Consider the following 24,493-nt stretch of genomic DNA (forward strand, 5'->3'; position numbering starts at 1 on the left):
CCCATGAATGCACCCGTCTCGCACATCGCACTCGAAACCGTCGAGATCGACAACAGCGACGATCCGCTGTGGTACCGCGACGCCGTGATCTACCAGCTCAACGTCAAGGCCTTCTTCGACTCCAACAACGACGGCATGGGCGACTTCAAGGGCGTGACCGCCAAGCTCGACTATGTGAAGGAGCTGGGCGTCAACACCATCTGGCTGATGCCCTTCTACCCCTCGCCGCTGCGCGACGACGGCTACGACATCTCCGAGTACGAGGACGTGCACCCGCAGTACGGCACGCTCGACGACTTCCGCGAGATGCTGGCCGAGGCGCACAAGCGGGGCCTGCGCGTGATCACCGAGCTGGTCATCAACCACACCTCGAGCGAACACCCTTGGTTCAAGGCCGCGCGGCTCGCACCGCCCGGCTCGCCCGAGCGCAATTTCTACGTGTGGAGCGACACCGACCAGATCTACCAGGGCACGCGGATCATCTTCACCGACACCGAGACGTCGAACTGGACCTGGGACCCGGTGGCCAAGCAGTACTTCTGGCACCGCTTCTTCAGCCACCAGCCCGACCTGAACTTCGACAACCCGGCGGTGATGGAAGCCATCTTCAAGACCATGCGCTTCTGGCTCGACATGGGCGTGGACGGCTTCCGGCTCGACGCCATTCCCTACCTCGTGGAGCGCGACGGCACCAGCAACGAGAACCTGCCCGAGACCCATGCGGTGATCAAGCGGCTGCGCGCGGCCATCGATGCGCAGTACCGCAACCGCTTCCTGCTGGCCGAGGCCAACATGTGGCCCGAGGACGTGCGCGAGTACTTCGGCGACGGCGACGAGTGCCACATGGCCTACCACTTCCCGCTGATGCCGCGCATGTACATGGCCATCGCACAGGAAGACCGGCACCCGATCGTCGAGATCATGGCGCAGACGCCCGACATCCCCGAGGGCTGCCAGTGGGCCATCTTCCTGCGCAACCACGACGAGCTGACGCTCGAGATGGTGACCAGCAAGGAGCGCGACTACATGTACACCATGTACGCCGCCGACATGCGCGCGCGCATCAACCTGGGCATCCGCCGCCGGCTCGCGCCGCTGATGGAGAACGACCCCGATCGCGTGAAGCTCATGAACGGCATGCTGCTGTCCATGCCGGGCTCGCCCATCATCTACTACGGCGACGAGATCGGCATGGGCGACAACGTGTTCGTGGGCGACCGCAATGGCGTGCGCACCCCGATGCAATGGAGCCCCGACCGCAACGCGGGCTTCTCGCGCGCCGACCCGCAGCGCCTCTACCTGCAGCCGATCATGGACGCGATGTTCGGCTACGAGGCGCTCAACGTCGAGGCCCAGGCGCGCGACAGCAGCTCGCTGCTCAACTGGACCCGGCGCATGCTCGCTGTGCGCAAGACCAGCCACGCCTTCGGGCGCGGCAGGCGCCGCTTCCTGAAGCCCGGCAACCGCAAGATCCTGGCCTACCTGAGCGAGTACGACAGCGACGTGGTGCTGACGGTGTTCAACCTGTCGCGCGCGGCCCAGCCGGTGGAGCTGGACCTGTCGGAGTTCAAGGGTTTCGTGCCCATCGAGATGCTGGGGCGCGCACCGTTCCCGCCCATCGGCGAGCTGCCGTACCTGCTCACGCTGGCTTCGTACGGCTTCTACTGGTTCAAGCTCGCCGCCGAGGCCGATGCGCCGAGCTGGCACCAGGAAGGCGTGGCGCTGCAGGAGTGGCCCACGCTGGTGCTGTTCGACGGCTGGACCAGCTTCTTCCGCGACCGCGTGATGCCCTGGCGCATCAACATGGCCGAACGCATGCGCAACCAGTTCGAGCTGGAGATCCTGCCGCGCCACATCGAGATCCAGCGCTGGTATGCCTCCAAGGGAACGGCCATCGGGCGCGCGCGGCTGGTGGACCATGCCGTGTGGGAGGTCGGCGGCCTGAGCTGGATGCTGCCGCTGCTGGACCTCGACGGCCCGCCCGGCGGCCCCGCCTACTTCATGCCGCTCGCGCTGGCGTGGGAAGAGCGCGACGAGGAGCGCATGGCCGGCGTGGCGCAGGCCGCGATCGCGAAGGTGCGGCAGCAGGCGCAGGTCGGGCTGATGGGCGACGCCTTCTACGACGAGGCCTTCTGCCGCGAGCTGGTGCGTGCCATCGGCAAGGGGACCGAGCTTGCGACGGCGAACGGCAGGCTGGTCTTCAAGCCGACGGCGGCCTTCGCGCAAGTCGGCGCCGACATCGACGCGCTGCCTGTGGGCCGCCCGAGCGGCGTGAGCAGCAACACGGTGGTCACGCTGGACGAGACCCTGTTCCTCAAGGGCTATCGGCACGTGCGCGAAGGCATCAACCCCGAGCTGGAGATGGGCCGCTTCCTGACCGAGGTGGCGCGCTACCCGCACTGCGTGCCGGTGCTCGGCGCGCTCGAGTACATGGCGAACGACGGCCGCACGATCACGCTCGCCATGGTGCAGAGCTACGTGTCCAACCAGGGCGACGGCTGGGACTACACGCTCGGCTACCTCGAGCGCTTCCTGCGCGACGTGGCCACCACCGACGGCGGCGCGCCCGCCGTGTCGGAGGTGCACGGCGGCTTCCTCGCGCTGATGGCCACGCTGGGCCGCCGCACGGCCGAGCTGCACCAGGCGCTCGCCGTGCGCACGGGCGCCGCCGCATTCGACCCCGAGCCGCTGGCGTCTGCCGACTTCGCCGGGTTCAGGGCCCATGCCGCGAGCGACGCTGAGGCAACGCTCGCGCTGCTGCGCGAACGGCTCGACCTGCTGCCGCCCACGGTGCAGGCCGACGCACGCACGCTGCTCGCGGTGTCCGGCACGCTGCAGGCCGGCATCGAGGCGAGACGGCCGGTGGAAGGCACCGGCATCAAGAGCCGCTACCACGGCGATTACCACCTCGGCCAGGTGCTGGTGAAGGACAACGACTTCGTCATCATCGATTTCGAGGGCGAGCCCGCGCGCAGCTTCGAGGAGCGACGCACCAAGAGCTCGCCGCTGCGCGACGTGGCCGGCATGCTGCGCTCGTTCAACTACGCGCGCTGGTCGGCGCTGCGCCGGGTGGCGCAGAACCCCGACGAAGCCGAGCGGCTGGCCGCCCCGGCCGTCGCGTGGGAGCAGGCGACACGCGAAGCTTTCCTGGCGGGCTACGGCGGGGCGCTCGACGGCGAACTGCTCGCGCTGTTCGAACTCGAGAAAGCCCTTTACGAGTTGCGCTACGAACTCGACAACCGTGTCGATTGGGCGCAGGTGCCGCTGCAAGGCGTGCTCGCGCTCATCCAACCGTCCCGCGCCTGACGTTGTCGACGCAACCCCAAGGGAGCTCACACCATGGAAAACTTCGGCATTCACCTGGAGCCGCTGCGCGCCATCCTCTACCAGGTCGGCGCCTTCGTGCCGCGCCTGCTGATCGCGGTGGTCGTGGTCATCGCCGGCTGGCTGGTCGCCAAGGCGGTGCGCTTCGCGGTGACCAGGGCGCTGCGCGCCGTCAACTTCAACGTGCTGACCGAGCGCGCGGGGCTCGACAACTTCCTGCGCCAGGGCGGGCTCGCGGGGGACACCAGCAGCCTGTTCGGCATCCTCGCGTACTGGCTGGTGATCTTCGCCTCGCTGCTCATCGCCTTCAACGGCATGGGGCTGAGCTACATCGCCGACCTGCTCGGGCGCATCGTCTGGTTCGTGCCGAACGTGTTCGTGGCGCTGCTGGTGCTGGCTTTCGGCTCCTATTTCGCGCGCTTCGTGGGCGATGCGGTGTCGAGCTACTTCCGCGGCATCCAGATGCAGGACGCGGCCCTCTTCGGCAAGGTGGCGCAGTACGCGGTGATGGCTTTCGTGATCCTGATCGCGCTCGACCAGATCAAGGTCGGCGGCGACATCGTGCGCGAGAGCTTCCTCGTGATCCTCGCCGGCGTGGTCTTCGCGCTCGCCCTGGCCTTCGGACTGGCAGGCAAGGACTGGGCGAAGGCGCAGATCGAACACTGGTGGCCGAGGCAGATCAGGGGCGGCAAGCCGCCGCCGCCGAACGTGACCACTGTCGACAGTTCCACCCCGCGTCCCGGCAATGATCGCCTGCCGCACTGAATGACACGAAAACCCAATCCGTCGATCACGGCCGTCTGGCCCGGCCGACCGTATCCGCGCGGCGCCACCTGGGACGGAGGGGGCGTCAATTTCGCCCTGTTCTCGCAGCATTCGAGCGGCGTCGAGCTGTGCCTGTTCGACGAGCGCGGACGCCACGAGCTGCAGCGCATCGCGATGCGCGAACGCACCGACGGCGTATGGCATTGCTACCTGCCCGAGGCGCGCCCCGGCCAGGCCTACGGCTACCGCGTGCACGGCCCCTACAAGCCGGAGGATGGGCACCGCTTCAACGCCAACAAGCTGCTGGTCGACCCGTATGCGAAGGACCTGGCGGGCGAGCTGCGCTGGGGCGACGCGCTCTACGGCTACACCGTGGGCAGCAAGCGCGAGGACCTTTCCTTCGATCGCCGCGACAGTGCGCCGCTCATGCCCAAGGGCCGCGTGCTCGAGACCGCCTTCACCTGGGGAGACGACCGCCGCCCCCTCGTGCCGTGGCAGGACATGGTGATCTACGAGATGCATGTGCGCGGCTTCACCATGACGCACCCCGACGTGCCGCCCGCGCTGCGCGGTACCTACGCCGGCCTGGGCTGCGCGCCGGTGGTCGACTACCTCAAGCGCCTGGGCGTGACCACGGTGGAGCTGCTGCCGGTGCACAGTTTCCTCAACGACCGGCACCTTGCCGAGCGCGGCCTGCAGAACTACTGGGGCTACAACACGCTGGCCTTCTTCGCGCCCGAGACGCGCTACAGCGCCTCGGGCAAGGTGAAGGAGTTCAAGACCATGGTGAAGACGCTGCATTCGGCAGGCATCGAGGTGATCCTCGACGTGGTCTACAACCACACCTGCGAGGGCAACCAGCTCGGACCCACCCTGTCGATGCGCGGCGTGGACAACGCCTCCTACTACATCGCCAACGCCGACAACCGCCGCTACTACGACGACTTCACCGGCTGCGGCAACACCGTGAACCTGGAGCACCCGCACGCGCTGCAGCTGGTGATGGACTCGCTGCGCTACTGGGCCGAGGAGATGCACGTCGACGGCTTCCGCTTCGACCTGGCCTCGGCGCTGGCGCGCGAGTCGGGCAAGGTCGAGAACCTCGGCGGCTTCTTCGACGCGATCCGCCAGGACCCGACGCTCAACCGCGTGAAGCTCATCGCCGAGCCCTGGGACCTGGGCCACGGCGGCTATCAGGTGGGCAACTTCCCGCTCGGCTGGGCCGAATGGAACGACCAGTACCGCGACGGCATGCGCGGATTCTGGAAGGGCGATGGCGGCCTGCTCGGCGAGATGGCCAGGCGCGTCACCGGCTCCGAGGACCTGTACGGCTGGTCCGGCAAGAAGCCCACCGCCAGCATCAACTTCGTGACCGCGCACGACGGCTTCACGCTGCACGACCTCGTCTCGTACAACGATAAGCACAACGAGCCCAACGGCGAGGACAACCGCGACGGCAACAACCACAACGTCTCGTGGAACTGCGGCGCCGAGGGCCCCACCGACGACCCCGAAGTGCTCGCGCTGCGCGAGCGGCAGAAGCGCAACCTGCTGGCCACGCTGCTGCTCTCGCAGGGTGTGCCGATGCTGCTGGCGGGCGACGAGCGCGGCCACACGCAGCAGGGCAACAACAATGTCTATTGCCAGGACAACGAGATCGGCTGGCTCGACTGGATGCCCTCGCCGGAGAGTTCGGCGCTCACGAGCTTCGTCGAACGCATGATCTCGCTGCGCCGAGCGCATCCATCGTTCCGGCGCCGTTCGTTCTTCGCGGGCCGGCCGGCGGAAGGCGAGAGCGTGACCGACGTGCACTGGCTCAAGCCCGACGGCACGGAGATGCAGCCCGAGAACTGGAACGACGCGAACGCGCGCTGCATCGCGATGTACATCCCCGGCGGCGGCATCGTCGACCGCGGGCCGCGCGGCGAGGCGCAGCACGACGACGATTTCCTGGTGCTGTTCAACGCCCACCACGACGAGATTCCCTTCACGCTGCCGGCGACCCCGCATGGGGCCTGGCGGCTGCTGGTCGACACCGCCGGCAGCGCGCCGCCGCTCGCCACCGTCGACGCCGCCACGCCGGCCCCGGCGTGGACGCAGCCGGCCTACCCCCTGCAATGCCGCTCGCTCGCGGTGTTGAACCGGCCCGGCATGAGGCCATGAACCCCGGAGGCATCCCATGAGCACCCGTTCGCACCACATGCCGTTCGGCGCCACCGTGCAGGCGGGGGGTGGCGGGGTGGAGTTCGCCCTCTGGGCGCCTTCGGAGCCGTCCGTCGTGCTCGAACACCGCGCCGCCGGGGGCGGCGCGGTCTCCAGGCCGATGGAGCGCGACCACCGCGGCTGGCATCGGCTGCTGGTGCCGCAGGCAGGGCACGGCGACCGATACAGCTACCTGCTGGCCAACGGCTCGCGCGTGCCGGATCCGGCCTCGCGATTCAATCCCGACGACGTGCACGGCCCGAGCGCCGTGATGGACCCACACCGCTTCGGGTGGACCGACGACGCCTGGCGCGGCCGCCCGTGGGAGGAGGCGGTGGTCTACGAACTGCACGTCGGCGCCTTCACGCAGGAGGGCTCCTTCGATGCGGCGCGGGAACGGCTCGGCGAGCTGGCCGAACTCGGCATCACCGCCATCGAGCTCATGCCGCTGGCCGACTTTCCGGGCCGGCGCAATTGGGGGTACGACGGCGTGCTGCCGTTCGCCCCGGACGCCGCCTACGGCACGCCGGACGATCTCAAGGCGCTGGTCGATGCCGCGCATTCGCTCGGCCTGATGGTGCTGCTGGACGTGGTCTACAACCACTTCGGCCCGGAGGGCAACCACCTGCATGCCTACTGTCCCGAGTTCTTCAACCCCGGGCACCGGACGCCGTGGGGCGCCGCGATCAATTTCGACGGACCGGGCTCGCGCACCGTGCGCGACTTCTTCCTGCACAACGCGCTCTACTGGATCGAGGAGTTCCGCTTCGACGGCCTGCGCATGGACGCCGTCCACGCGATCCACGACGAAACGCGGCCGCACATCGTGCGCGAGATCCGCGAGGCGCTGGACGCCGGCCCCGCCCGCGAGCGCCACATCCACCTGGTGGTGGAGAACGATGCCAACCAGGCCTCGATGCTGGTACGCGACGACCACGGCCTGCCGGTCGCGGCAACGGCGCAGTGGAACGACGACCTGCACCACGCGGTGCACGTGCTGGCCACCGGCGAGCGCGATGGCTACTACGCCGACTATGCCGACGACCCGGTCTGCCGTTTCGCGCAGGCGCTGGCCGAGGGCTTCGTCTATCAGGGGCAGCCCTCGCTCTTCCGCCAGGGCGATCGGCGCGGCGAGCCGAGCACGCGGCTGCCGCCACAGGCGTTCGTTTCCTTCCTTCAGACCCACGACCAGGTCGGCAACCGCGCATTCGGAGAGCGCATCCACGCGCTCGGCGATCCGGTGCTGCTGCGCGCGGCGATGGCTTGCCTGCTGCTGTGCCCGCATGTGCCGATGCTCTTCATGGGCGACGAGTTCGCCGCCTCCACGCCGTTCCAGTATTTCTGCGACTTCGGCCCCGAGCTGGCGGCGGCGGTGTCCGACGGGCGGCGTTCGGAGTTCGGCGGTTTCGCGGCGTTTGCCGATGAGGCAGCCCGCGCGCGCATTCCGGACCCCAACGCCGAATCGACCTTTCTCGCGTCGAAGCTGCACTGGCGCGAGCGCGGCGCGCGCGCGCATTTCGCGAGGCTCAGCGAGGTGACGCAACTGCTGCGCCTGCGCCAGCGCTTCGTGGTGCCGTGGCTCGCCGGTACCGCAGGCGCGGGCAGCTACCGCTGCGAGAACGGCCTGCTCCGGGTGCAGTGGAGCCTGGGGCCCTTGCAACATGGCCAGCCTGGGGCGCGGCTGTACCTGCTCGCTCATTTCGGTTCGCAGCCGGCCGATGGCGTCGAGCCGCCGCCGGGCGCCGTGATCCATAGCGACGGCACGGCCGATTGCCAGGGCAGCCTGCGCTGCGCACGCGGCGCGGTGCATGTGACGCTGGAAGAGCTGCATGGCGCATGAACCGCACCACCACGGCGTCACAGGCGAACTTGGGCGGCTGTGCGAGCACTTCGGCATTGACACCGGCTATGTCGACGCATTCGGCGTTCGTCGCGAGGTTTCCGCGCCGAGCCTGATTGCGCTGCTCGCCGAGTTCGGCATGCACATCGGCGATGCGGCCGACGCGGCCCACGCCCTCGAGGCGGCACACCGCGCGCGCAGCGCCGAGGTGCTGCCGCCGGCCGTGGCCGTGCAGGCGTCGAGCCGCGGGTGGCAGGTGCCGCTGCGGCTGCCGGCTTCGACGGGCCGGCTTCGATGGGAGCTCATCGACGAACAAGGCCGTGCGCGGCAGGGCGAAGCGGATGCCGGGGCGCTGCCCGAAACCGGCCGCATCGAAAGCGGCGGGCATGTGTGCGAGCGCGTCCTGCACCTCCCATCGAGCCTCGAAGCAGGCTACTGCAGGCTGCGCATCGAAGGCGAAGGCCTGCGCGGCGAGACGCTGGTGCTGGTCTCGCCGGGCCGTTGCTACCGGCCCCCCGTGGTGCGCGACGGCGGCCGCGCGTGGGGCGTGTCGCTACAGCTCTACAGCCTGCGCTCGCCGCGCAACTGGGGCATCGGCGACTTCAGCGATCTCGAAGAACTGGCCGTGCAGATGGCGGCGCAGGGCGCCGACATCATCGGCCTCAACCCGCTGCACGCCCTGTTCGCCAGTACCCCGCAGCACGCGAGTCCCTACAGCCCTTCGTCCCGCCTGCAGCTCAATGCGCTCTACATCGACGTGGAGGCGGTGCCGGATTTCGCCGATTGCGCGCCGGCCCGCGAGCGGGTGCATTCGCCCGATTTCCAGTCGCGCCTTGCCGCCTTGCGCGCAACGCCCCTGGTGGACTACCCCGGCGTGGCTGCCGCGAAGTTCGAAGTGCTCGCCTTGCTGTTCAGCCATTTCTGCGAGCGCCATCTGCCGTCCGAAGGGCCGCCCGACGAAACGGGCCAGGAGTTCATGGCCTTCGTCGCGGAGCGTGGCGAGGCGCTGCGCCGGCACGCTCTTTTCGAAGCGCTGCAAGCCCACTTCCTCGCGCACGAAGGGGGCGCGTGGGACTGGCACGCGTGGCCGAGTGCCTACCAGGACCCGGATTCCGCCGAGGTGAGTGCATTCGCGGTGGTGTATGCGCAGCGCGTGCAGTTCCACCAGTACCTCCAGTGGCTGGCCGCCCGCCAGCTGGCTGCGGCCGCCGCGCGCTGCAGCGCGCTCGGCATGGGTGTTGGCCTGTACGTGGACTTGGCGGTGTCGGTCGACCGCGCCGGTTCCGATGCCTGGGCCCTGCAGCAGGGCCTTGCCGGAGGTGCCAGCATCGGTGCGCCGCCTGACGAGTTCAACCCTGCGGGACAGGGCTGGGGCCTGCCGCCATTGCGCCCCGACCGCCTGCGCGCGGAGGGCTACCGCTACTTCATCGACACGCTGCGTGCCGGCATGCGTGGCGCGGGTGCATTGCGCATCGACCACGTGATGGGCCTGATGCGCCTGTTCTGGATTCCGCCCGGGCGCGATGCGAAGGAGGGCGCCTACGTCCACTACGCGCTGGACGAGATGCTGGCCGTGGTGGCGATAGAGAGCCACCGGCACCGCTGCATGGTGGTGGGCGAAGACCTGGGCACGGTCGACGACGCGTTGCGCGACGCGCTCTTGCGTGCCGACGTGTTGTCCTATCGCCTGCTGTATTTCGAGAAGGAGCCGCAGGGCGGCGGATTCAAGCCGCCCGCCGCCTATCCGCCGGCCGCGCTGGCCGCGGTCAGCACGCACGACCTTGCGACCTTCGCGGGCTGGTGGACGGCGCAAGACCTTCGGGAGCGCCTCGCGCTTGGCCTGTTCCCCGATCCGGCGATCTTCGACAAACAGCTGACGGACCGGGCGCACGAGCGCATGCAGCTGATGCACGCGATGCTGCGGGCCGGCCTGCTGTCGCGCGAAGACATGGCGCAGGCCGCCGGCCTTGCGATGCCGACCGGCCGCATCGTGGAAGCGGCGCATGCATTCCTGGCGGCCTCGCCGTCGGCGCTGATGCTGGTCCAGCTCGAAGACGTGGCGGAGGTGGTCGCCCAGGCCAACATGCCGGGCACGGTCGATACGCATCCCAACTGGCGGCGCAAGCTGCCCGTCTCGAGCACGGCGCTGGCCGGCGGCGAACGCATGCGCGGCCTCGGCCGGTTGCTGCGTGCCCAGAGGCCGCGCGTTGTCGAACACGCGGCATCGCCGGGCCTGCAGACCCGCGTGCCGCGCGCCACCTACCGGCTGCAGCTCCACAAGGACTTCGGCTTCGACGAGGCGATCCGCGTGCTGCCGTATCTCGCAAGGCTCGGCGTGAGCCACGTGTACTGCTCGCCGATCCAGCGGGCGCGCGCCGGCAGCATGCATGGCTACGACGTGGTGGCGCACGCGGAGATCAACCCCGAGCTGGGCGGCGCCGAGGGCTTCGCGCGCTTCGTTGCCGCACTGAAGGCCAATGGCCTTGGCCAGCTGCTGGACATGGTGCCCAACCACATGGGCGTGTTCGGCGCCGACAACGCATGGTGGATGGACGTGCTGGAAAACGGCCCAGCCTCGCTGTTCGCTCAGCACTTCGACATCGATTGGCAACCGCTCAACGTGGAGCTTGCCGGCAGGGTGCTGCTGCCCGTGCTCGGTGGGCACTATGGCGAGGTGCTGGAAAACGGTGAACTGATCCTTCGCTTCGAGGATGCGGCCGGCAGCCTGGCGATCCGCTACTTCGATCACCGCTTTCCGCTCGCGCCGGAGAGCTATCCGGCGGTGCTGCACCGGGCGCTCGCGCGGCTCGGCGATGCGACCGCCTCCGGGCATCTCGCAAGCCTTGCCACCGCGTTCGGCCACCTGCCCGGACGCAATGCGGCGTCGCCGGAAGAACGCGCGGAACGTGTGCGCGACAAGGAGCTGCTCAAGGCGCGGCTTGCGCTGCTCGTGCGGCGGCGCCCCGCGGTGGCGCAGGCGATCCAGGCGTCGGTGGCGGAGCTGAACCTCGCCTTGCCGGAAGCGCGCGACGCACTGCACCGGCTGATCGAGGCGCAGGCCTACCGGCTCGCGCACTGGCGGATGGCAGCCGACGAGATCAACTACCGGCGCTTCTTCGACATCAACGACCTGGCCGCCATCCGCATCGAGCGCGACGAGGTGTTCGAGGCCACGCAGTCGTTCGTGCTCGAGCTGGCTGCGTCCGGGGCGGTGGACGGCCTGCGCATCGACCACCCCGACGGGCTCTACGACCCCGCCGGCTACTTTCGCAAGCTGCAGGAGGGCTATGCGCGCCGTGCCGGCCTCATGCTGCCGGCTGCCGACGCGCAAGGGCGGCCCGCGCGGCCGCTGTACGTGGTGGCCGAGAAGATCGCGGGCGCGAACGAGGAAGTGCCCGAGACCTGGCACGTGCACGGGACCACGGGCTATCGCTTCGCCAACGTTGCCAACGGCGTGCTGGTCGATACGGCAGCCGAGTCGGATGTTCTCCACGCCTGGCAGCGCTTCACCGGCGACACGCAGGACTTTGCCGCAGTGGCGCGGTCGGGCCGGCGGGAGGTGATGCGCAACGCGCTGGCGTCGGAGCTCAACGTGCTGGCCACCGAGCTGCTGCGCATCGCCCGCGCCGACCGCAGCACGCGCGACTACACGCTCAACGCGCTGCGCCGGGCCCTCGCGGGCGTGGCTTCGTGCATGCCGGTGTATCGCACCTACATCGTCGATGGCCTCTCGGGACAGGACGAGCGGGTCATCGACGAAGCCGTCGACGCGGCCGCCCGCAGCAGCGGCGATGCCGACCGCTCGATCTTCCTCTTCGTGCGCAGCGCACTGCGGGGAGAGGCCGTCCAGGCCGCGCCGGCACTGGGCGAACGGGCGCGCCACTTCGCGCGGCGCTTCCAGCAGTTCAGCGCGCCGGTGGCGGCCAAGGGCGTGGAGGACACCGCGTTCTACCGCTACTTTCCGCTCTGCTCGCTCAACGAAGTGGGCGGCGAGCCCGACCGCTTCGGCATCGAGGTCGAGGAATTCCACGCGCTCAGCGCCGATCGCGCGCTGCGCTGGCCGCACACGATGCTGGCCACCTCGACGCACGACAACAAGCGCTCGGAGGACGTGCGCAACCGGATCGACGTGCTGTCCGAGATGCCCGATGAATGGATGCACGCGCTGGCGCGATGGCACGCGCAGTGCCGCGGCGCGCACAGGAAGCTGCCCGGCGGCGAGGCTCCCTCGCGCGCGGACGAATACCTGCTCTACCAGACGCTGCTCGGCACCCTGCCGGTGGGCGGGCTGGCCGCAGATGCAGTCGCGGGCTACAGCAACCGCATCTGGCACTACATGCAGAAGGCCGCGCGCGAATCGAAGCTGCGCACGCGATGGTCCCATCCCGATGCCGACTACGAGGCGGTGCTGGAGACCTTCGTGCGCGAGATCCTGGGCGACCCGAGCGAAGGCGCCTGCCTGTCCGACATCCAGCGCATGGCGGACAGGCTGGCGTGGTTCGGCGCGTGGAACAGCCTGACCCTGACCTTGCTCAAGTACGGCTCCCCCGGCGTGCCGGATCTCTACCAGGGCAGCGAACTCATCGAGCTGAGCCTTGTCGATCCGGACAACCGGCGCCCGGTCGACTACGCGCTGCGCCAGCAGCGCCTCGACGAGCTGCATGCCGTGGCCGAGGGCGACGCTCTTGCCGAGCGGGTCGGTGCGCTGGCGGCGGCCCCGCACGACGGCCGCGCGAAGCTCTGGTTCATCTGGCGGCTGCTGTCGCTGCGGCGGCAGCAGCCGCTGCTGTTCCAGGAGGGCAGCTACGAACCGCTGGAGGTCGAGGGGCCGTTGTCGAGGCACGTCGTGGCTTTCGGGCGGCTGCATGGCGACCGCATGCTCGTGATCGTGGCGAGCCGGCTGTTCGTCGGGCTTCCGCATCGGGAAGCGATGGACCATGCCCCGGCCCTGCCCGATGCGGCGAGGTGGCGCGGCACGGCGGTGCGGCTTCCCGCAGGCCACGACGGGGGCGTGCTGAAGAACGTGCTGACCGGCGAGCCCGCGGCGGCCGCTGGCGGCACCGTGAGCCTCGACGTGGCTTTCCGCCGCATGCCGTGGGCGGCGCTGGTGGCTGCCCGCACCGCATGAACCCCGACGCAACTGCGCAGGCTACGGCCCGCCCGCGGTGCAATGCGGCTTCCTGGCGTGGATGTCTGCGGTCCACAACGCCACGTCCTCGGCCGTCATGCTGCTCGCGCCGGTGAGGCGTCCGTCCACGTAGCCCAGCCGCTCCACGTCGTGGATGTATTGCTCGCGCGACAGCAGGGTGCCGGCGCACACGTTCTCGTGCGTGGCCGGCGGCTCGCGCATTTCATCGGCCAGGCGTTCCATCAGCCGGGACATGACCCAGTCCGGAATGTGATGGCGCTGACCGGGGTAGATGTAGCCGAACAGCGTGAGGTGGGCCAGCAGCACCCGCCAGTGCGGGCCGAAGCGCTCGAGCAGGCTGACCCAGTCAAGCCGCTGCGCATTGGCCTCCAGCAGGTGGGCGATGTCGCCGCCGTCGTAGCGCTCGCGCTCCATGATGAAGGCCTTGGACAGCAGGCTGTCCTCCGCGTTGGCGATGAGCACCGGCACGCCCAGGATCTCGGCGCGGCAGTTGCCGCGGAACCAGCGCTTGTCCACCGGCGTCACGCCGTTGCCCGAATTGAAGATCAGGTCGATGAACTCGGGGCCGTCGTACACCTTGGCCAGCCAGTGCGGATGGGTCAGCTCGGTGCGCCAGCCGTGCCGCTGCATGAGCTGCGCGATGCGTTCGTAGTCCTCGCGGTGGATGAACAGGTCGAGGTCCTTGGTCGAGCGGCGGATGCCCGTGTAGCACGCGTGCGAGAAGGTTCCGCCCACCAGGAAGGGAATGCCCGCACCGTTCAAGGCGCGCAAGGTCTGCCGATAGAAATCGGCCACGTGGGGGTCGACTTCTTCTTCCAGCGAAGGCGCGAGCGCGGTGAAGGGCGACATGCATGCAAGCTAGGGCTGGCCACAGGCGGCGGCCCGGAGCAAAGGGCCCCATCGAACGTCGGCATGCGCCTACAGCCGCTGCGGGATGGGGCCGATGACGGCGAACCGCGGCGCGGCACATTCTGGCGCTCGCCTTCATCGAGCCGCGTCGCCATGCCCAATCCCAAATCGTCCTCCCACATCCGGTTTGCCGCCGTCGGCGACATTCATGTCCAGAAGGACTCCGCCGGCACGCTGCGCAGCCTCTTCGCCCAGGCCGCCGACGAGGCCGATGCGCTGCTGCTGTGTGGCGATCTCACCGACTACGGCACGGCCGAGGAGGCCCGAGTGCTGGTCGAGGAGCTGGGTGCGATCCACATCCCCATCGTCGCCGTGCTGGGCAACCACGACTACGAGTCCGGCACGCCCGAGGCGGTGACCGGTGCGCTGATGCATGCCGGCGTCCGCGTGCTCGATGGCTCGGCCTGCGAGATCGAGGGCGTGGGCATCGCCGGCGTGAAGGGCTTTGCCGGTGGCTTCGGGCGCGGCTCGCTGGGCGCCTGGGGCGAGCCGGCGATCAAGCTGTTCGTGCAGGAGGCGCTGAACGAGGCGATGAAGCTGGAGTCGGCGCTGGCCAAGCTGCGCACGCGGCGCCGCATCGCGCTGCTGCACTACGCGCCCACCGCCGGCACGGTGCAGGGCGAGCCGGTGGAGATCTTTCCCTTCCTGGGCAGCAGCCGGCTGGAGGAGCCGCTGCTGCGCTACCCGATGGACGCGGTGTTCCACGGCCACGCGCACCGGGGCACGCTCGAGGCGCGCACCATCAACGGCGTGCCGGTCTACAACGTTGCCAAGCCCCTGCTGCAGCGCAGCCGGCCCGGCGTGCCGCCATTCTTCCTGTACGAACTGCCGCGCGAAGCGGCCGAGGAGGCCTCGGCTTCCGCTCCGGAGTAGGAATCTTCCCACGGGCTGTTCAAGTGCAATGGACCACACTTGCAAGACTCCACGAGCCGGGGCCAGACATGCCTGCTGAACCGATGAAAACCAGCGAACAGCCCGGGTTGTCCGTCGCCTCCCTGACCGATGCCGACTATCGCCAGATGGTCGACGGCCTCACCGATCACGCCATCATCCTGCTGGACCCGGACGGCAACATCGTGAGCTGGAACGCCGGGGCACGCCAGCTCAGCGGCTACGACGGCGCCGACATCCTGGGGCGCCATTTTTCCGTCCTGTATCCGCAGGAGACGCTCTCGCGCGGCTTGCCCGACGAGGAGCTGGCGCAGGCCGGCAAGCAGGGGCGCTTCGTGGACGAGGGCTGGCGCCTGCGCAAGGACGGCACGCGCTTCTGGGCCAACATCGTCATCACCCGCCTGCCAGGCGCCAACGGCGCCACGCGCGGGTATTCCAAGATCATTCGCGATCACAGCGACCGGCGAAAGCACGAAGATGCGCTGCGCGCCAGCGAGGAACGGTTCCGCCTGCTCGTCGAGGGCGTGAAGGACTACGCGATCTTCATGCTCGACCCCGGCGGCCACGTGGTCAGCTGGAATCTCGGCGCGGAGAAGAACAAGGGCTACAAGGCACACGAGATCATCGGCCAGCACTTCTCGAAGTTCTATCCGCCCGATGTCGCCGCGCGCGGATGGCCCGCCGAGGAACTGGCCAACGCGCTGCGCGAGGGGCGCTTCGAAGACGAAGGCTGGCGCGTGCGCAAGGATGGAACCCGCTTCTGGGCCAGCGTGGTGATCACGGCCATCTACGACGCCGCCGGGCAGCACAAGGGATTCGCCAAGGTCACCCGCGACCTCACCGAGCGCCGCCGCATCATCACGCTGGAGGACGAGGGAAGGCGCATGACCACCTTCCTTGCAATGCTGGGCCATGAGCTGCGCAACCCGCTCGCGCCCATCTCCAACGCGCTGGAGCTTCTCAAGCGCGAGGAGACGGGCTCGCTGGTGCTGAACAGGACGCGCGGCATCATCGATCGCCAGCTCAGGCAGATGACGCGGCTCATCGACGACCTGCTGGACGTGGGCCGGATCACGAGCGGGCGCATCCACCTGGAAGCCAAGCCGGTGCGGCTTCGCGAAGTGGTCGTCGAAGGGGTGGAGGCCATGCGCCCTGCCATGGCGCTGAAGTCGCAGGTCCTGGAACTGCAGGTCGACGGGGCCGATCCCTGGGTCACGGGCGACAGGGCGCGGCTGATCCAGGTCATCGGCAACCTGGCTCACAACGCGTCCAAGTTCACTCCCGACGGCGGGCGCATCGCGATCCGCCTCGGCACCCACGGTGCCAACGCCTCGGAAGCGGAGATCAGCGTCAAGGACAACGGCCCGGGGATCCCGCGCAAGGATCTCGAGAGGGTCTTCGAACTCTTCGTGCAAGGCGAAAACGAACTGGCGCGCACGCGCGGCGGGCTCGGGCTGGGCCTGAGCCTGGTGCAGCAGCTGACGCAGCTTCATGGCGGCTACGTCAGCGTGTTCAGCACCGGGCGCGCGGGGGAGGGCAGCGAATTCGTGGTGCGCCTGCCGGCGGCGCCCACACCCGACATGCCGCGGCCGACCGAACGCGGCGAGGGCGAAAGGCTGGTGCTGGTCGTGGACGACAACCGCGATGCGGCGGAAACCCTGGCACTGCTGCTGGAATCGCTGGGCTACTCGTGCTCGGTGGAGCACGATGGTTTTGCCGCGATAGAAGCCGTCAAGGCGAAACGGCCCGACGTGGTGTTGCTGGACATCGGGCTGCCCGGCATGAACGGCCACGACGTTGCCAAGCGCCTGCGCGCCGACCTGATCAATCCGCCCGCGCTGATCGCCATCACCGGCTACGGCCAGCCCAGCGACCGCGACACCAGCTTCGAAGCCGGCTTCTTCGCCCATCTGACGAAGCCGGTGGATTTCGATCGGCTGGGCTCGATGCTCGACCAGATCTACGCCGCCAGGACCTGAACCGGCAGCCCGGCGGCGCGCCCAGCTATCGAGCGAAAACCTGCTCGCCCTCAATTCGCGGGACCAGGAGATCCTGCACGGCCTCAGCTTCGACGAGTCGCAGTTCCTCATCGACTGCGGCGAAGACCCGCCCGCCGATACGGCCGACCGCGAACGGTGCGGCGATCTCATCCGCAGGCACGAACGCGCCCGCCTGCGCATCGCTACCGCCGACGATGAAGGCAGCGCGAGCGAGGCAGGCCCCGCCGCGCGCAGCCGGGATTCGTTCATGCTGTGAGCTGCCGGCCCGCCCCGGCTCCGTGGCGCGAGGTCCCGTTCCTTCGCGACACGCGGGCTCTTCAGTGGTGGCGCTTGAAGTACTGGACTTCGCGCTCGTGCTGCCGGGCCTGCTCCTGCGAGGCGAAGGTGCCCAGGTTGCGGCGCTTGCCCGTCTTGGGATCGATCTTGCGGGAATACAGGCGGTATTCGCCCGAAGCGAGTTTCCGGATCATTGCGCGCTCCTTTTTCACTTGGCAGGACCAATCTGCGCCGCCGGCGCCGGCCGTCTGTCGGACGGGTTCACTTCGCTCTGAGGGAGCGCGAGTGCGGCGGCACGCGACAAGGGTTTCTGTTCCTACATTCGCTGCCTGGCCGCTCCCACAGCGGACCTGCGCTGCAAGGTCGAAACCCGAACTCTAGAGGCCTGTTTCCGGTCTCCATCGCGCAAAGGAACGAACCATGAAAACGACGCACAAGCCCGCAGCCACGAAAAGCCGCCAGGCCGGCGCCCCGGTGCAGGACGCCATCGGCCCCCACGACGACAACCCGCCGTCGCGCGGCGCGGTACAAAGCGGCGGCACCCCCGACACCGCACCGCTGAACTTCGACGACGACGAGATCTATTCCGGCCGCTACAAGGTGCGCAGCGGCGGCACCACGCACGCCAAGGGCGGCGACAGCGGCCTGCTCGGGCCGCCGGCCGAACAGCTGTCGCCGACCAATTCGCCCAGCGACCCGGCCTTGCGGCGAGGCCGCTCATAGGCGGGAGGCCGACCATGTTCCGGGACCGCGTCGATGCAGGCCGCCAGCTCGCGGCGCTGCTCGGCCAGTACCGCGACGCGCAGGATGCGCTCGTGCTGGCGCTGCCGCGCGGCGGCGTGCCTGTCGGTGCGCAAGTCGCACGGGCATTGAATCTCCCGCTCGACATCATGGTGGTGCGCAAGCTGGGGCTTCCCGGCCACGAGGAATATGCGGCCGGGGCGATCGCCGCGGGCGGCGTGCGCGTGACCGGCGAGCCCTGGGCCGACCTGACGCTCGTCTTCGAACGCGAGCAGCGGGAGCTGGCGCGCCGTGAACGCGCCTACCGCGGCGGCCGGGCGCCTTGCGACCTGGGCGGCAAGACCGTCATCCTGGTCGACGACGGCCTCGCCACCGGCCTGTCGATGCGCGCCGCGATCATCGCGGCGCGGTCGCTCGGCGCGGCGAAAGTCGTTGCCGCGGTGCCGGTCGGCGAAGCCACGGCGTGCCAGGCGCTGGCGCAGCCCGCGACGGCGAGCGAGTTCGCGGGCCGCAGCGACCTCGAGCGCATGGGCTCGCGTGCGGACGAGGTGGTCTGCATGCGCATGCCCGATCCTTTCCACGCCGTGGGCGCGTGGTACGGCGTCTTCGATCCGCCCAGTGACGACGAGGTGCGCGACACCCTGGCTTCGTGGAGCCGTCCATGAGCGACCTTCATGAGGAAGGAGACAGCGAAAACGCGGCGCACTGACACTGAAGATCGGCTGTCGATTTCCCCTCTTGAAATCCTGGCGAGTGAAACTATGTTGACTTCCGTTGGAACCTGGTCAAACCGAAAAGGAGGCACTCAAATGACCATGAACCTGCTGAGGCAAATCGCCACCTCCCGCCTGCCCGTGTCCTTCTACCGGACGGAGGACATCGACAAGGTCCGGCTGCTTCGGGCCGCGGGCCTCGTAGTGGCCCTGGTGCCGTCGCCCTCCGACCCCATCGCGCTTGCGGGCACACCGTCCGCGGCGCAGGTGCTCGCCATCACCAGCAAGGGGCGGGAAGAACTGGCGAAGTTCGACTATCCGGTGACCCGCCCGCCGCGCTGGCGCTTGCGGATGCCGCGAATCAAGACGCTCGCGCGCGCCGGTCCGACGGCGCCGCCCCCGGCCCAGCGCGAATCGAGCAGGCTCCAGTAGCGCCTGGAGCACGGGGGCACGCCGCCGGCTTTTCGTTGTTTCTGCATTCAACTTCTTACGGAGGTTTCGCCATGTATCGATCCTTGTTTCCTCGCGACATCTTTGCGGAGATGGACCGCCTGCAGCGCGACGTGCAGCAGGCTTTCGACCTGTCTCCCTCCATCCGCGGCATTGCCTGGAACGGCTTCCCCGCGCTGAACGTGGGCAGCACCCCGCAGACGCTGGAAATCTATGCGTTCGCGCCGGGCGTGGACCCCTCTGCGCTCGAGGTCAACCTCGAGCGCGGCCTGCTGACCATCTCCGGGGAGCGCAAGAGCGCGCTCCCCGAGGAAGGCGACAAGGCCGCGGTGCACATCAACGAGCGTTTCGAAGGCGCATTCCGCCGCGTCATGACGCTGCCGGAAGACGCCGACCCCGACGCCGTGAACGCCCGCATGAGCGATGGCGTGCTGCACATCACCGTCCAGCGGCGCGCGTCCGCGCAGCCGCGCCGGATCGCCATCCAGTAGCGAGCCGGAGGAGGAATCCCGAACGAACCGAACGAAAGGAGCCACACCATGAAACGCGATCTCCAGGCCTCGTCGGCCGCCGAACCGGGCAAGCTCGCACAGAAGGACTCGTCTCGCCATGCCGAGGCTGCGCTGACGCCGGCCGTCGACGTGATCGAGGACAGCGGCGGCATCACGCTCTACGCCGACCTGCCCGGCGTGAGCCGCGACAGGCTGAACCTCCACGTGGAAGCCGCGACGCTGACCATCGAAGCCGAGTCCAGCCTGACAACGCCCGAGGGCCTCAACTCCAGCCACACGGAGGTGGGCCTCGCGAGGTTCAGGCGGGTGTTCACGCTGAGCAAGGAGCTCGACACCCAGAACGTCACCGCCGAACTGGCGCAGGGCGTGCTGCGGCTGCGGATTCCCAAGGCTGCGCACGCGAAGGCGCGGCGCATCGAGATCCAGGCCGCCTGAGGGCTTGCACGGCGTCCCCGCTCCCGCGGCGGGCGCCGCGCAGGGAATGCTCGTACCGGGGTTGCCGGACTTGGGCGCAAAATCGCTCCTCCCGAATGCCGCACTTTCCCTGCGAGCCAGAATGCCCGAGTCCCAGACCTCCGGTGCCCCTGCGCCTTCCTCCGCACCCGCGACGCTGGCGCCAAGTTCGCTGAGTTTCCCCGTCGTCGGCCTTGCCGGATCGGCCGGCGGAATGGAAGCGCTGATGCGCTTCTTCGAGCACATGCCCGAGCGGCCGGGCATGGCCTTCGTGGTGATCCTGCACCTGTCGCCGGACCATGAAAGCAGCGCCCCCGAGATCCTGCAGCGCACGACGGCCTTGCCCGTGGCCCGGGCGGCCGGCACGATGCCGATCGAGGTCGATCACATCTACGTGATCCCGCCCGGCGTCGAACTGACGATGAACGGCGGCAACCTGCAGGTCACGCAGGGAGAGCGGCCCTATGGACGCGCAACCGCGGCGGACGTCTTCTTCCGCACGCTGGCGCAGGTGCACCGCGAGCGCGCGGTCAGCATCGTCCTGTCGGGCACCGGCAGCGACGGCGCGGTCGGGCTCACCCGAATCAAGGAGCATGCGGGCCTGACCATGGCCCAGTCGCCGGAGGACGCGACCTACGGTGGAATGCCGCTGGCCGCCATCGCCACCGGCATGGTCGACTTTGTGCTTCCGGCCGACCAGATGGGCGAGCGGCTGGTCGATGTATGGCGCAACGCGCGCCACATCCAGCTTCCCCACACGTCCGAGGTGGGCGCTTTCGTGGAGGAGCCGGAGGGCCTCGCCTCGTCGCGGCTCGCCGAGAAGGCGCTGCAGGAGGTCATGGCGCTGCTGAAGACCTACACGCGGCACGACTTCCTCCACTACAAGCGCGCCACGGTGCTGCGCCGCATCGAGCGCCGGCTGCAAGTGAACCGGCTGGCCGACCTGCCGGCCTACCGCGACTTCCTCCGGGAGCACCCGGAGGAGGCCGCGCCGCTGCTGCAGGACATGCTGATCAGCGTGACCAACTTTTTCCGGGACCGCGATGCCTTCGAGGCATTGTCCGGGGAGGTCATCGGGCCGCTGGTGGAGCGCAAGCAACCGGGCGAGCCGTTGCGGGTCTGGGTGGCAGGATGCGCGACCGGGGAGGAGGCGTACTCCGTCAGCATGCTGCTGCGCGAGCACGCCGATCGTTTGTCGAAGCCGCTGGACATCCAGGTCTTCGCAACCGACGTCGACGAGCGCGCCATCGCCACGGCCCGCAAGGGCGTGTATGCGCAGGGCATCGCGGAAGACATCGCGCCGGGCCGGCTGCGGCGGTACTTCCTGAAGGACCGCGACCAGTTCCGCGTGTCGGCCGCGGTGCGCGAGCCGGTGCTCTTCGCGCAGCACAACCTGCTGAGCGATCCGCCGTTCTCCAGGCTCGACATGATCTGCTGCCGCAACCTGCTGATCTATCTCGATCGCGACGCCCAGGCCCGCGTGCTCGGGATGTTCCGCATCGCGCTCAAGCCGGGCGGCTTCCTGTTCCTCGGCACCTCCGAGTCGACCGACGCGGCCGCGAACCTGTTCGCCGCCGTCGACAAGCGCCACCGCATCTTCCAGGTCAACCCCGAGTTTCCGCCCGCACGGCACGTGCCGGTGATCAGCGAGGCGCTGACCGCGCTGCCGACCGGCCCCGTCATGCAGGCACTGCGTGCAGCCAGGCGCAATGGCGGCGAACGGCCCAGCCTCGCCGAGCTGCACCAGCGCGCGCTGGAGCAGTTCTCGCCGCCCAGCGTGCTGATCGACAGCGACCACAACGTGCTTCACCTGTCCAACGGCGCCGGGCGCTTCCTCGAGCGCGCGAGCGGCGAGCCTTCGGACAACCTGCTGAACAACGTGCGCCCGGACATCCGGCTCGAACTGCGCACCGCGCTGTTCAAGTCGGCGCAGTCGTCGCATAGCGTCGAGGCGCGGCTCGTGCTGCGCCAGGAAGACGGCCGGCAGGTGTTCCTGAACATCACCGTGCGACCGGTGCAGCAGGAGCCGGGGAGCAGGCAGCTGATCCTGGTGGTCTTCGACGAGGTCGAGGAGAGCACGCGGCCGGACGATGGCGCACCGCCCGACGCCGCGCGCGAACAGCTGGTCGCCCAGCTCGAGGAGGAAATCAGGCAGCTCAAGCTCCACCTGCAGGACACCATCGAGAGCTCCGAGACATCGACCGAGGAACTGAAGGCCTCGAACGAGGAGCTGCAGGCCATCAACGAGGAACTGCGCTCGGCCAGCGAGGAACTGGAGACGAGCAAGGAAGAGCTCCAGTCGATGAACGAGGAGCTGGTGACCGTCAACTTCGAGCTCAAGATCAAGGTCGAGGAATGGGAGCACATCAACGACGACCTGCAGAACCTGATCGCCTCGTCCGAGATCGCCACCGTGTTCGTCGACCGGAGCATGCACATCAAGCGCTACACGCCGCATGCGAGCAACCTCTTCAACCTGATCCCTTCGGACCTGGGACGCTCGCTGTTCGACATCACGACCCGGCTCGACTACCCCGAGCTGGCCGAGGACACGGCGTCGGCCTTCAGGGAATTGCGCGCGAGCGAGCGCCACGTGAAGAGCGCCGACGGGCGGCATTTCCTCGCGCGCATCCTTCCGTACCGGACGGCCGGGGACCGGATCGAGGGGGCCATCCTCAACTTCTTCGACATCACCGAATTGCGGACCGCGGAAGAGCGCGTGCGTGCGGGCGAGGAGCGGCTGCGGCGGGCGGCCGCGACGACGAGCGACTTCGCCATCATCACGGCCGACCCGCAGGGCATCGTCACCAGCTGGAATCTCGGTGCCGAGCGCATCTTCGGCTACGGCGAGGCAGAGATGATCGGCAGCCCGATCGCGACCATCTTCACGCCCGAGGACCGCGCGCACGGCGTACCCGAAGCGGAAATGCGCTGCGCGGCGCAGTCCGGCCGCGCCGAAGACGAGCGCTGGCACCAGCGAAAGGACGGCACGCGCTTCTTCTGCAGCGGCGCGATGACGCTGCTGGACGACAGGGCGGGAGGCGGCTTCGCCAAGATCGCGCGGGACATGACCGGCAGCAAGCGGCACGAGCTCGCGCTGGACCATCTGCTGGTCAAGGAAAAAAAGGCGAGCCTGAACGCCCAGATGGCCAACGAGCTGAAGGACAGGTTCCTCGCGGTGATGTCGCACGAGCTGAAGCAGCCGCTCAACCTGATCCAGATGAACGCGGAACTGCTGCTGCACCTGCCGGAGGCCATGGAAAACGCCAAGGTCCGGCGGGTGAGCGAGACCATCAAGCGCGCCGTCGGCAGCCAGACCCGCATCATCAACGACCTGCTGGACCTCTCGCGCATCCGCACCGGCAAGTTGCGGCTGAACCGGGTGCGCGTCGACCTGGGCGAGATCGTGCAGGCTGCCGCGAATGCCGCCGTTGCAGCCGCGACCGAGAAGAAGCTGGTGCTGGAGACGCACTGCGAACCGGGCATCGAGTGCCATGGCGACCGGGTGCGCGTTGAGCAGATCGCCTGGAACCTGCTGAGCAACGCCGTCAAGTTCACGCCCGCGGGCGGGCGCATCTGCGCCCGCGTGGAGGCCGAGGGCGGATTCGCCAGGCTCACCGTGACGGACAGCGGCTGCGGCATCTCCAGCGAGTTCCTGCCGCATGTGTTCGGCATGTTCAACCAGGCCGTCGACGAGGCGGCGCCGTCCAACGCCGGGATGGGCATCGGCCTGGCCCTGGTGCAGGAACTCGCGCATGCCCACCAGGGGCGGGTCAAGGCGTTCTCGGCCGGCATCGGGAAAGGGTGCGAGTTCAGCGTGTGGCTTCCGCTCGAAGGCAAGGGCGCCGAGCAGGCGGCAACGCAGGCACAGGCGCAGGCCGAGGTCGATTTCAAAGGTTGGCGCGTGCTGGCGGTGGATGACTACGCCGACGCGCTGATTCCGTTCGCGGAGGTGCTGCGGCTGGAAGGCGCGACCGTCGACGTCGCGGAGAGCGCCAGGGAAGCGCTGGATCTGCTCGAGAAAAACACCTACGACCTGCTCGTGTCCGACCTCGGAATGCCGCAGATGGATGGCTTCGAGCTCATCGCGGAGGTGCGCCGCCGGCCCGCGACGCGCGAGCTGCGCTCGATCGCGATGTCGGGCCTGGGCCGGCGCGCGGATGTGCGCCGCGCGCTCGAGGCGGGCTTCAATGCGCACCTGCCGAAACCGGCGTCGATCGACGAGCTGAAGACCATCGTCGGCGGGCTCTAGACACCCGTCGCGGGCG

General features: G+C 68.9%; 15 protein-coding genes. 13 read left to right on the forward strand and 2 right to left on the reverse strand.

The genetic code is table 11. The annotated features are described in order from the left end of the window. Window positions 1–3 precede the first annotated feature (3 nt). Genes treS through ACCC97_RS07255 form a run of 5 tightly spaced genes read left to right on the forward strand, consistent with a single transcriptional unit; the run spans window position 4 to window position 13,259 of the window. Entirely contained in the window at window positions 4–3,306 is a 3,303-nt protein-coding gene (treS, locus tag ACCC97_RS07235; RefSeq protein WP_413331970.1) for a maltose alpha-D-glucosyltransferase, read from the forward strand. A 33-nt stretch (window positions 3,307–3,339) separates the two neighbouring features. Beyond that, entirely contained in the window at window positions 3,340–4,089 is a 750-nt protein-coding gene (locus tag ACCC97_RS07240; RefSeq protein WP_413331971.1) for a mechanosensitive ion channel family protein, read from the forward strand. Continuing rightward, complete coding sequence (gene glgX / locus ACCC97_RS07245) at window positions 4,090–6,252, forward strand: glycogen debranching protein GlgX (RefSeq protein WP_413331972.1); 2,163 nt, start codon at window positions 4,090–4,092, stop codon at window positions 6,250–6,252. A 16-nt stretch (window positions 6,253–6,268) separates the two neighbouring features. Beyond that, window positions 6,269–8,131: a malto-oligosyltrehalose trehalohydrolase gene (gene treZ / locus ACCC97_RS07250; RefSeq protein ID WP_413331973.1), complete on the forward strand. Its 1,863-nt coding sequence runs from the start codon at window positions 6,269–6,271 to the stop codon at window positions 8,129–8,131. Continuing rightward, on the forward strand, window positions 8,121–13,259 hold the full coding sequence (locus tag ACCC97_RS07255) for a malto-oligosyltrehalose synthase (protein WP_413331974.1): 5,139 nt from the start codon (window positions 8,121–8,123) through the stop codon (window positions 13,257–13,259). The genes treZ and ACCC97_RS07255 overlap by 11 nt, the downstream gene beginning before the upstream one ends. Before the next feature lie 21 nt (window positions 13,260–13,280). Here ACCC97_RS07255 and ACCC97_RS07260 read toward each other — a convergent pair whose 3' ends face one another. After that, window positions 13,281–14,129 (reverse strand): nucleotidyltransferase, encoded by an 849-nt coding sequence (locus ACCC97_RS07260; RefSeq protein WP_413331975.1) that lies wholly within the window; start codon window positions 14,127–14,129, stop codon window positions 13,281–13,283. Between the two features lie 153 nt (window positions 14,130–14,282). Here ACCC97_RS07260 and ACCC97_RS07265 point away from each other — a divergent pair, with 153 nt between their 5' ends. Both ACCC97_RS07265 and ACCC97_RS07270 read left to right on the forward strand, forming a co-directional pair. Continuing rightward, a complete protein-coding gene (locus ACCC97_RS07265; protein WP_413331976.1) occupies window positions 14,283–15,062 on the forward strand; it encodes a metallophosphoesterase family protein in 780 nt (259 codons plus the stop codon). Window positions 15,063–15,145: 83 nt separating this feature from the next. Then, the gene (locus ACCC97_RS07270; protein WP_413331978.1) at window positions 15,146–17,059 is read left to right on the forward strand and encodes a PAS domain S-box protein; all 1,914 of its coding nucleotides are present in this window, start codon (window positions 15,146–15,148) and stop codon (window positions 17,057–17,059) included. A gap of 338 nt (window positions 17,060–17,397) precedes the next feature. On the opposite strand, the gene ACCC97_RS07275 is transcribed toward ACCC97_RS07270, so the two are convergent. Continuing rightward, complete coding sequence (locus tag ACCC97_RS07275; RefSeq protein WP_007832938.1) at window positions 17,398–17,550, reverse strand: hypothetical protein; 153 nt, start codon at window positions 17,548–17,550, stop codon at window positions 17,398–17,400. A gap of 226 nt (window positions 17,551–17,776) precedes the next feature. Between ACCC97_RS07275 and ACCC97_RS07280 the strand changes: the two genes are divergently transcribed. The 6 genes from ACCC97_RS07280 to ACCC97_RS07305 all read left to right on the forward strand — a co-directional run bounded on the left by ACCC97_RS07280 (window position 17,777) and on the right by ACCC97_RS07305 (window position 24,477). Then, window positions 17,777–18,079, forward strand: a complete 303-nt coding sequence (locus tag ACCC97_RS07280; protein WP_007832939.1) for a hypothetical protein — start codon at window positions 17,777–17,779, stop codon at window positions 18,077–18,079. A gap of 14 nt (window positions 18,080–18,093) precedes the next feature. Then, window positions 18,094–18,762, forward strand: coding sequence for a phosphoribosyltransferase (locus ACCC97_RS07285; protein WP_413331979.1), 669 nt, complete (start codon window positions 18,094–18,096; stop codon window positions 18,760–18,762). Between the two features lie 144 nt (window positions 18,763–18,906). Further along, the gene (locus ACCC97_RS07290; protein WP_413331980.1) at window positions 18,907–19,242 is read left to right on the forward strand and encodes a hypothetical protein; all 336 of its coding nucleotides are present in this window, start codon (window positions 18,907–18,909) and stop codon (window positions 19,240–19,242) included. A 71-nt stretch (window positions 19,243–19,313) separates the two neighbouring features. After that, window positions 19,314–19,751: an Hsp20/alpha crystallin family protein gene (locus ACCC97_RS07295; protein ID WP_413331981.1), complete on the forward strand. Its 438-nt coding sequence runs from the start codon at window positions 19,314–19,316 to the stop codon at window positions 19,749–19,751. Between the two features lie 48 nt (window positions 19,752–19,799). After that, window positions 19,800–20,207, forward strand: coding sequence for an Hsp20/alpha crystallin family protein (locus ACCC97_RS07300; RefSeq protein ID WP_007832948.1), 408 nt, complete (start codon window positions 19,800–19,802; stop codon window positions 20,205–20,207). Window positions 20,208–20,328: 121 nt separating this feature from the next. Then, window positions 20,329–24,477, forward strand: coding sequence for a CheR family methyltransferase (locus ACCC97_RS07305; RefSeq protein WP_413331982.1), 4,149 nt, complete (start codon window positions 20,329–20,331; stop codon window positions 24,475–24,477). Window positions 24,478–24,493 lie beyond the last annotated feature (16 nt).

The sequence above is a fragment of the Variovorax sp. Varisp85 genome, from assembly GCF_047304045.1.
Taxonomy (GTDB): domain Bacteria; phylum Pseudomonadota; class Gammaproteobacteria; order Burkholderiales; family Burkholderiaceae_C; genus Variovorax.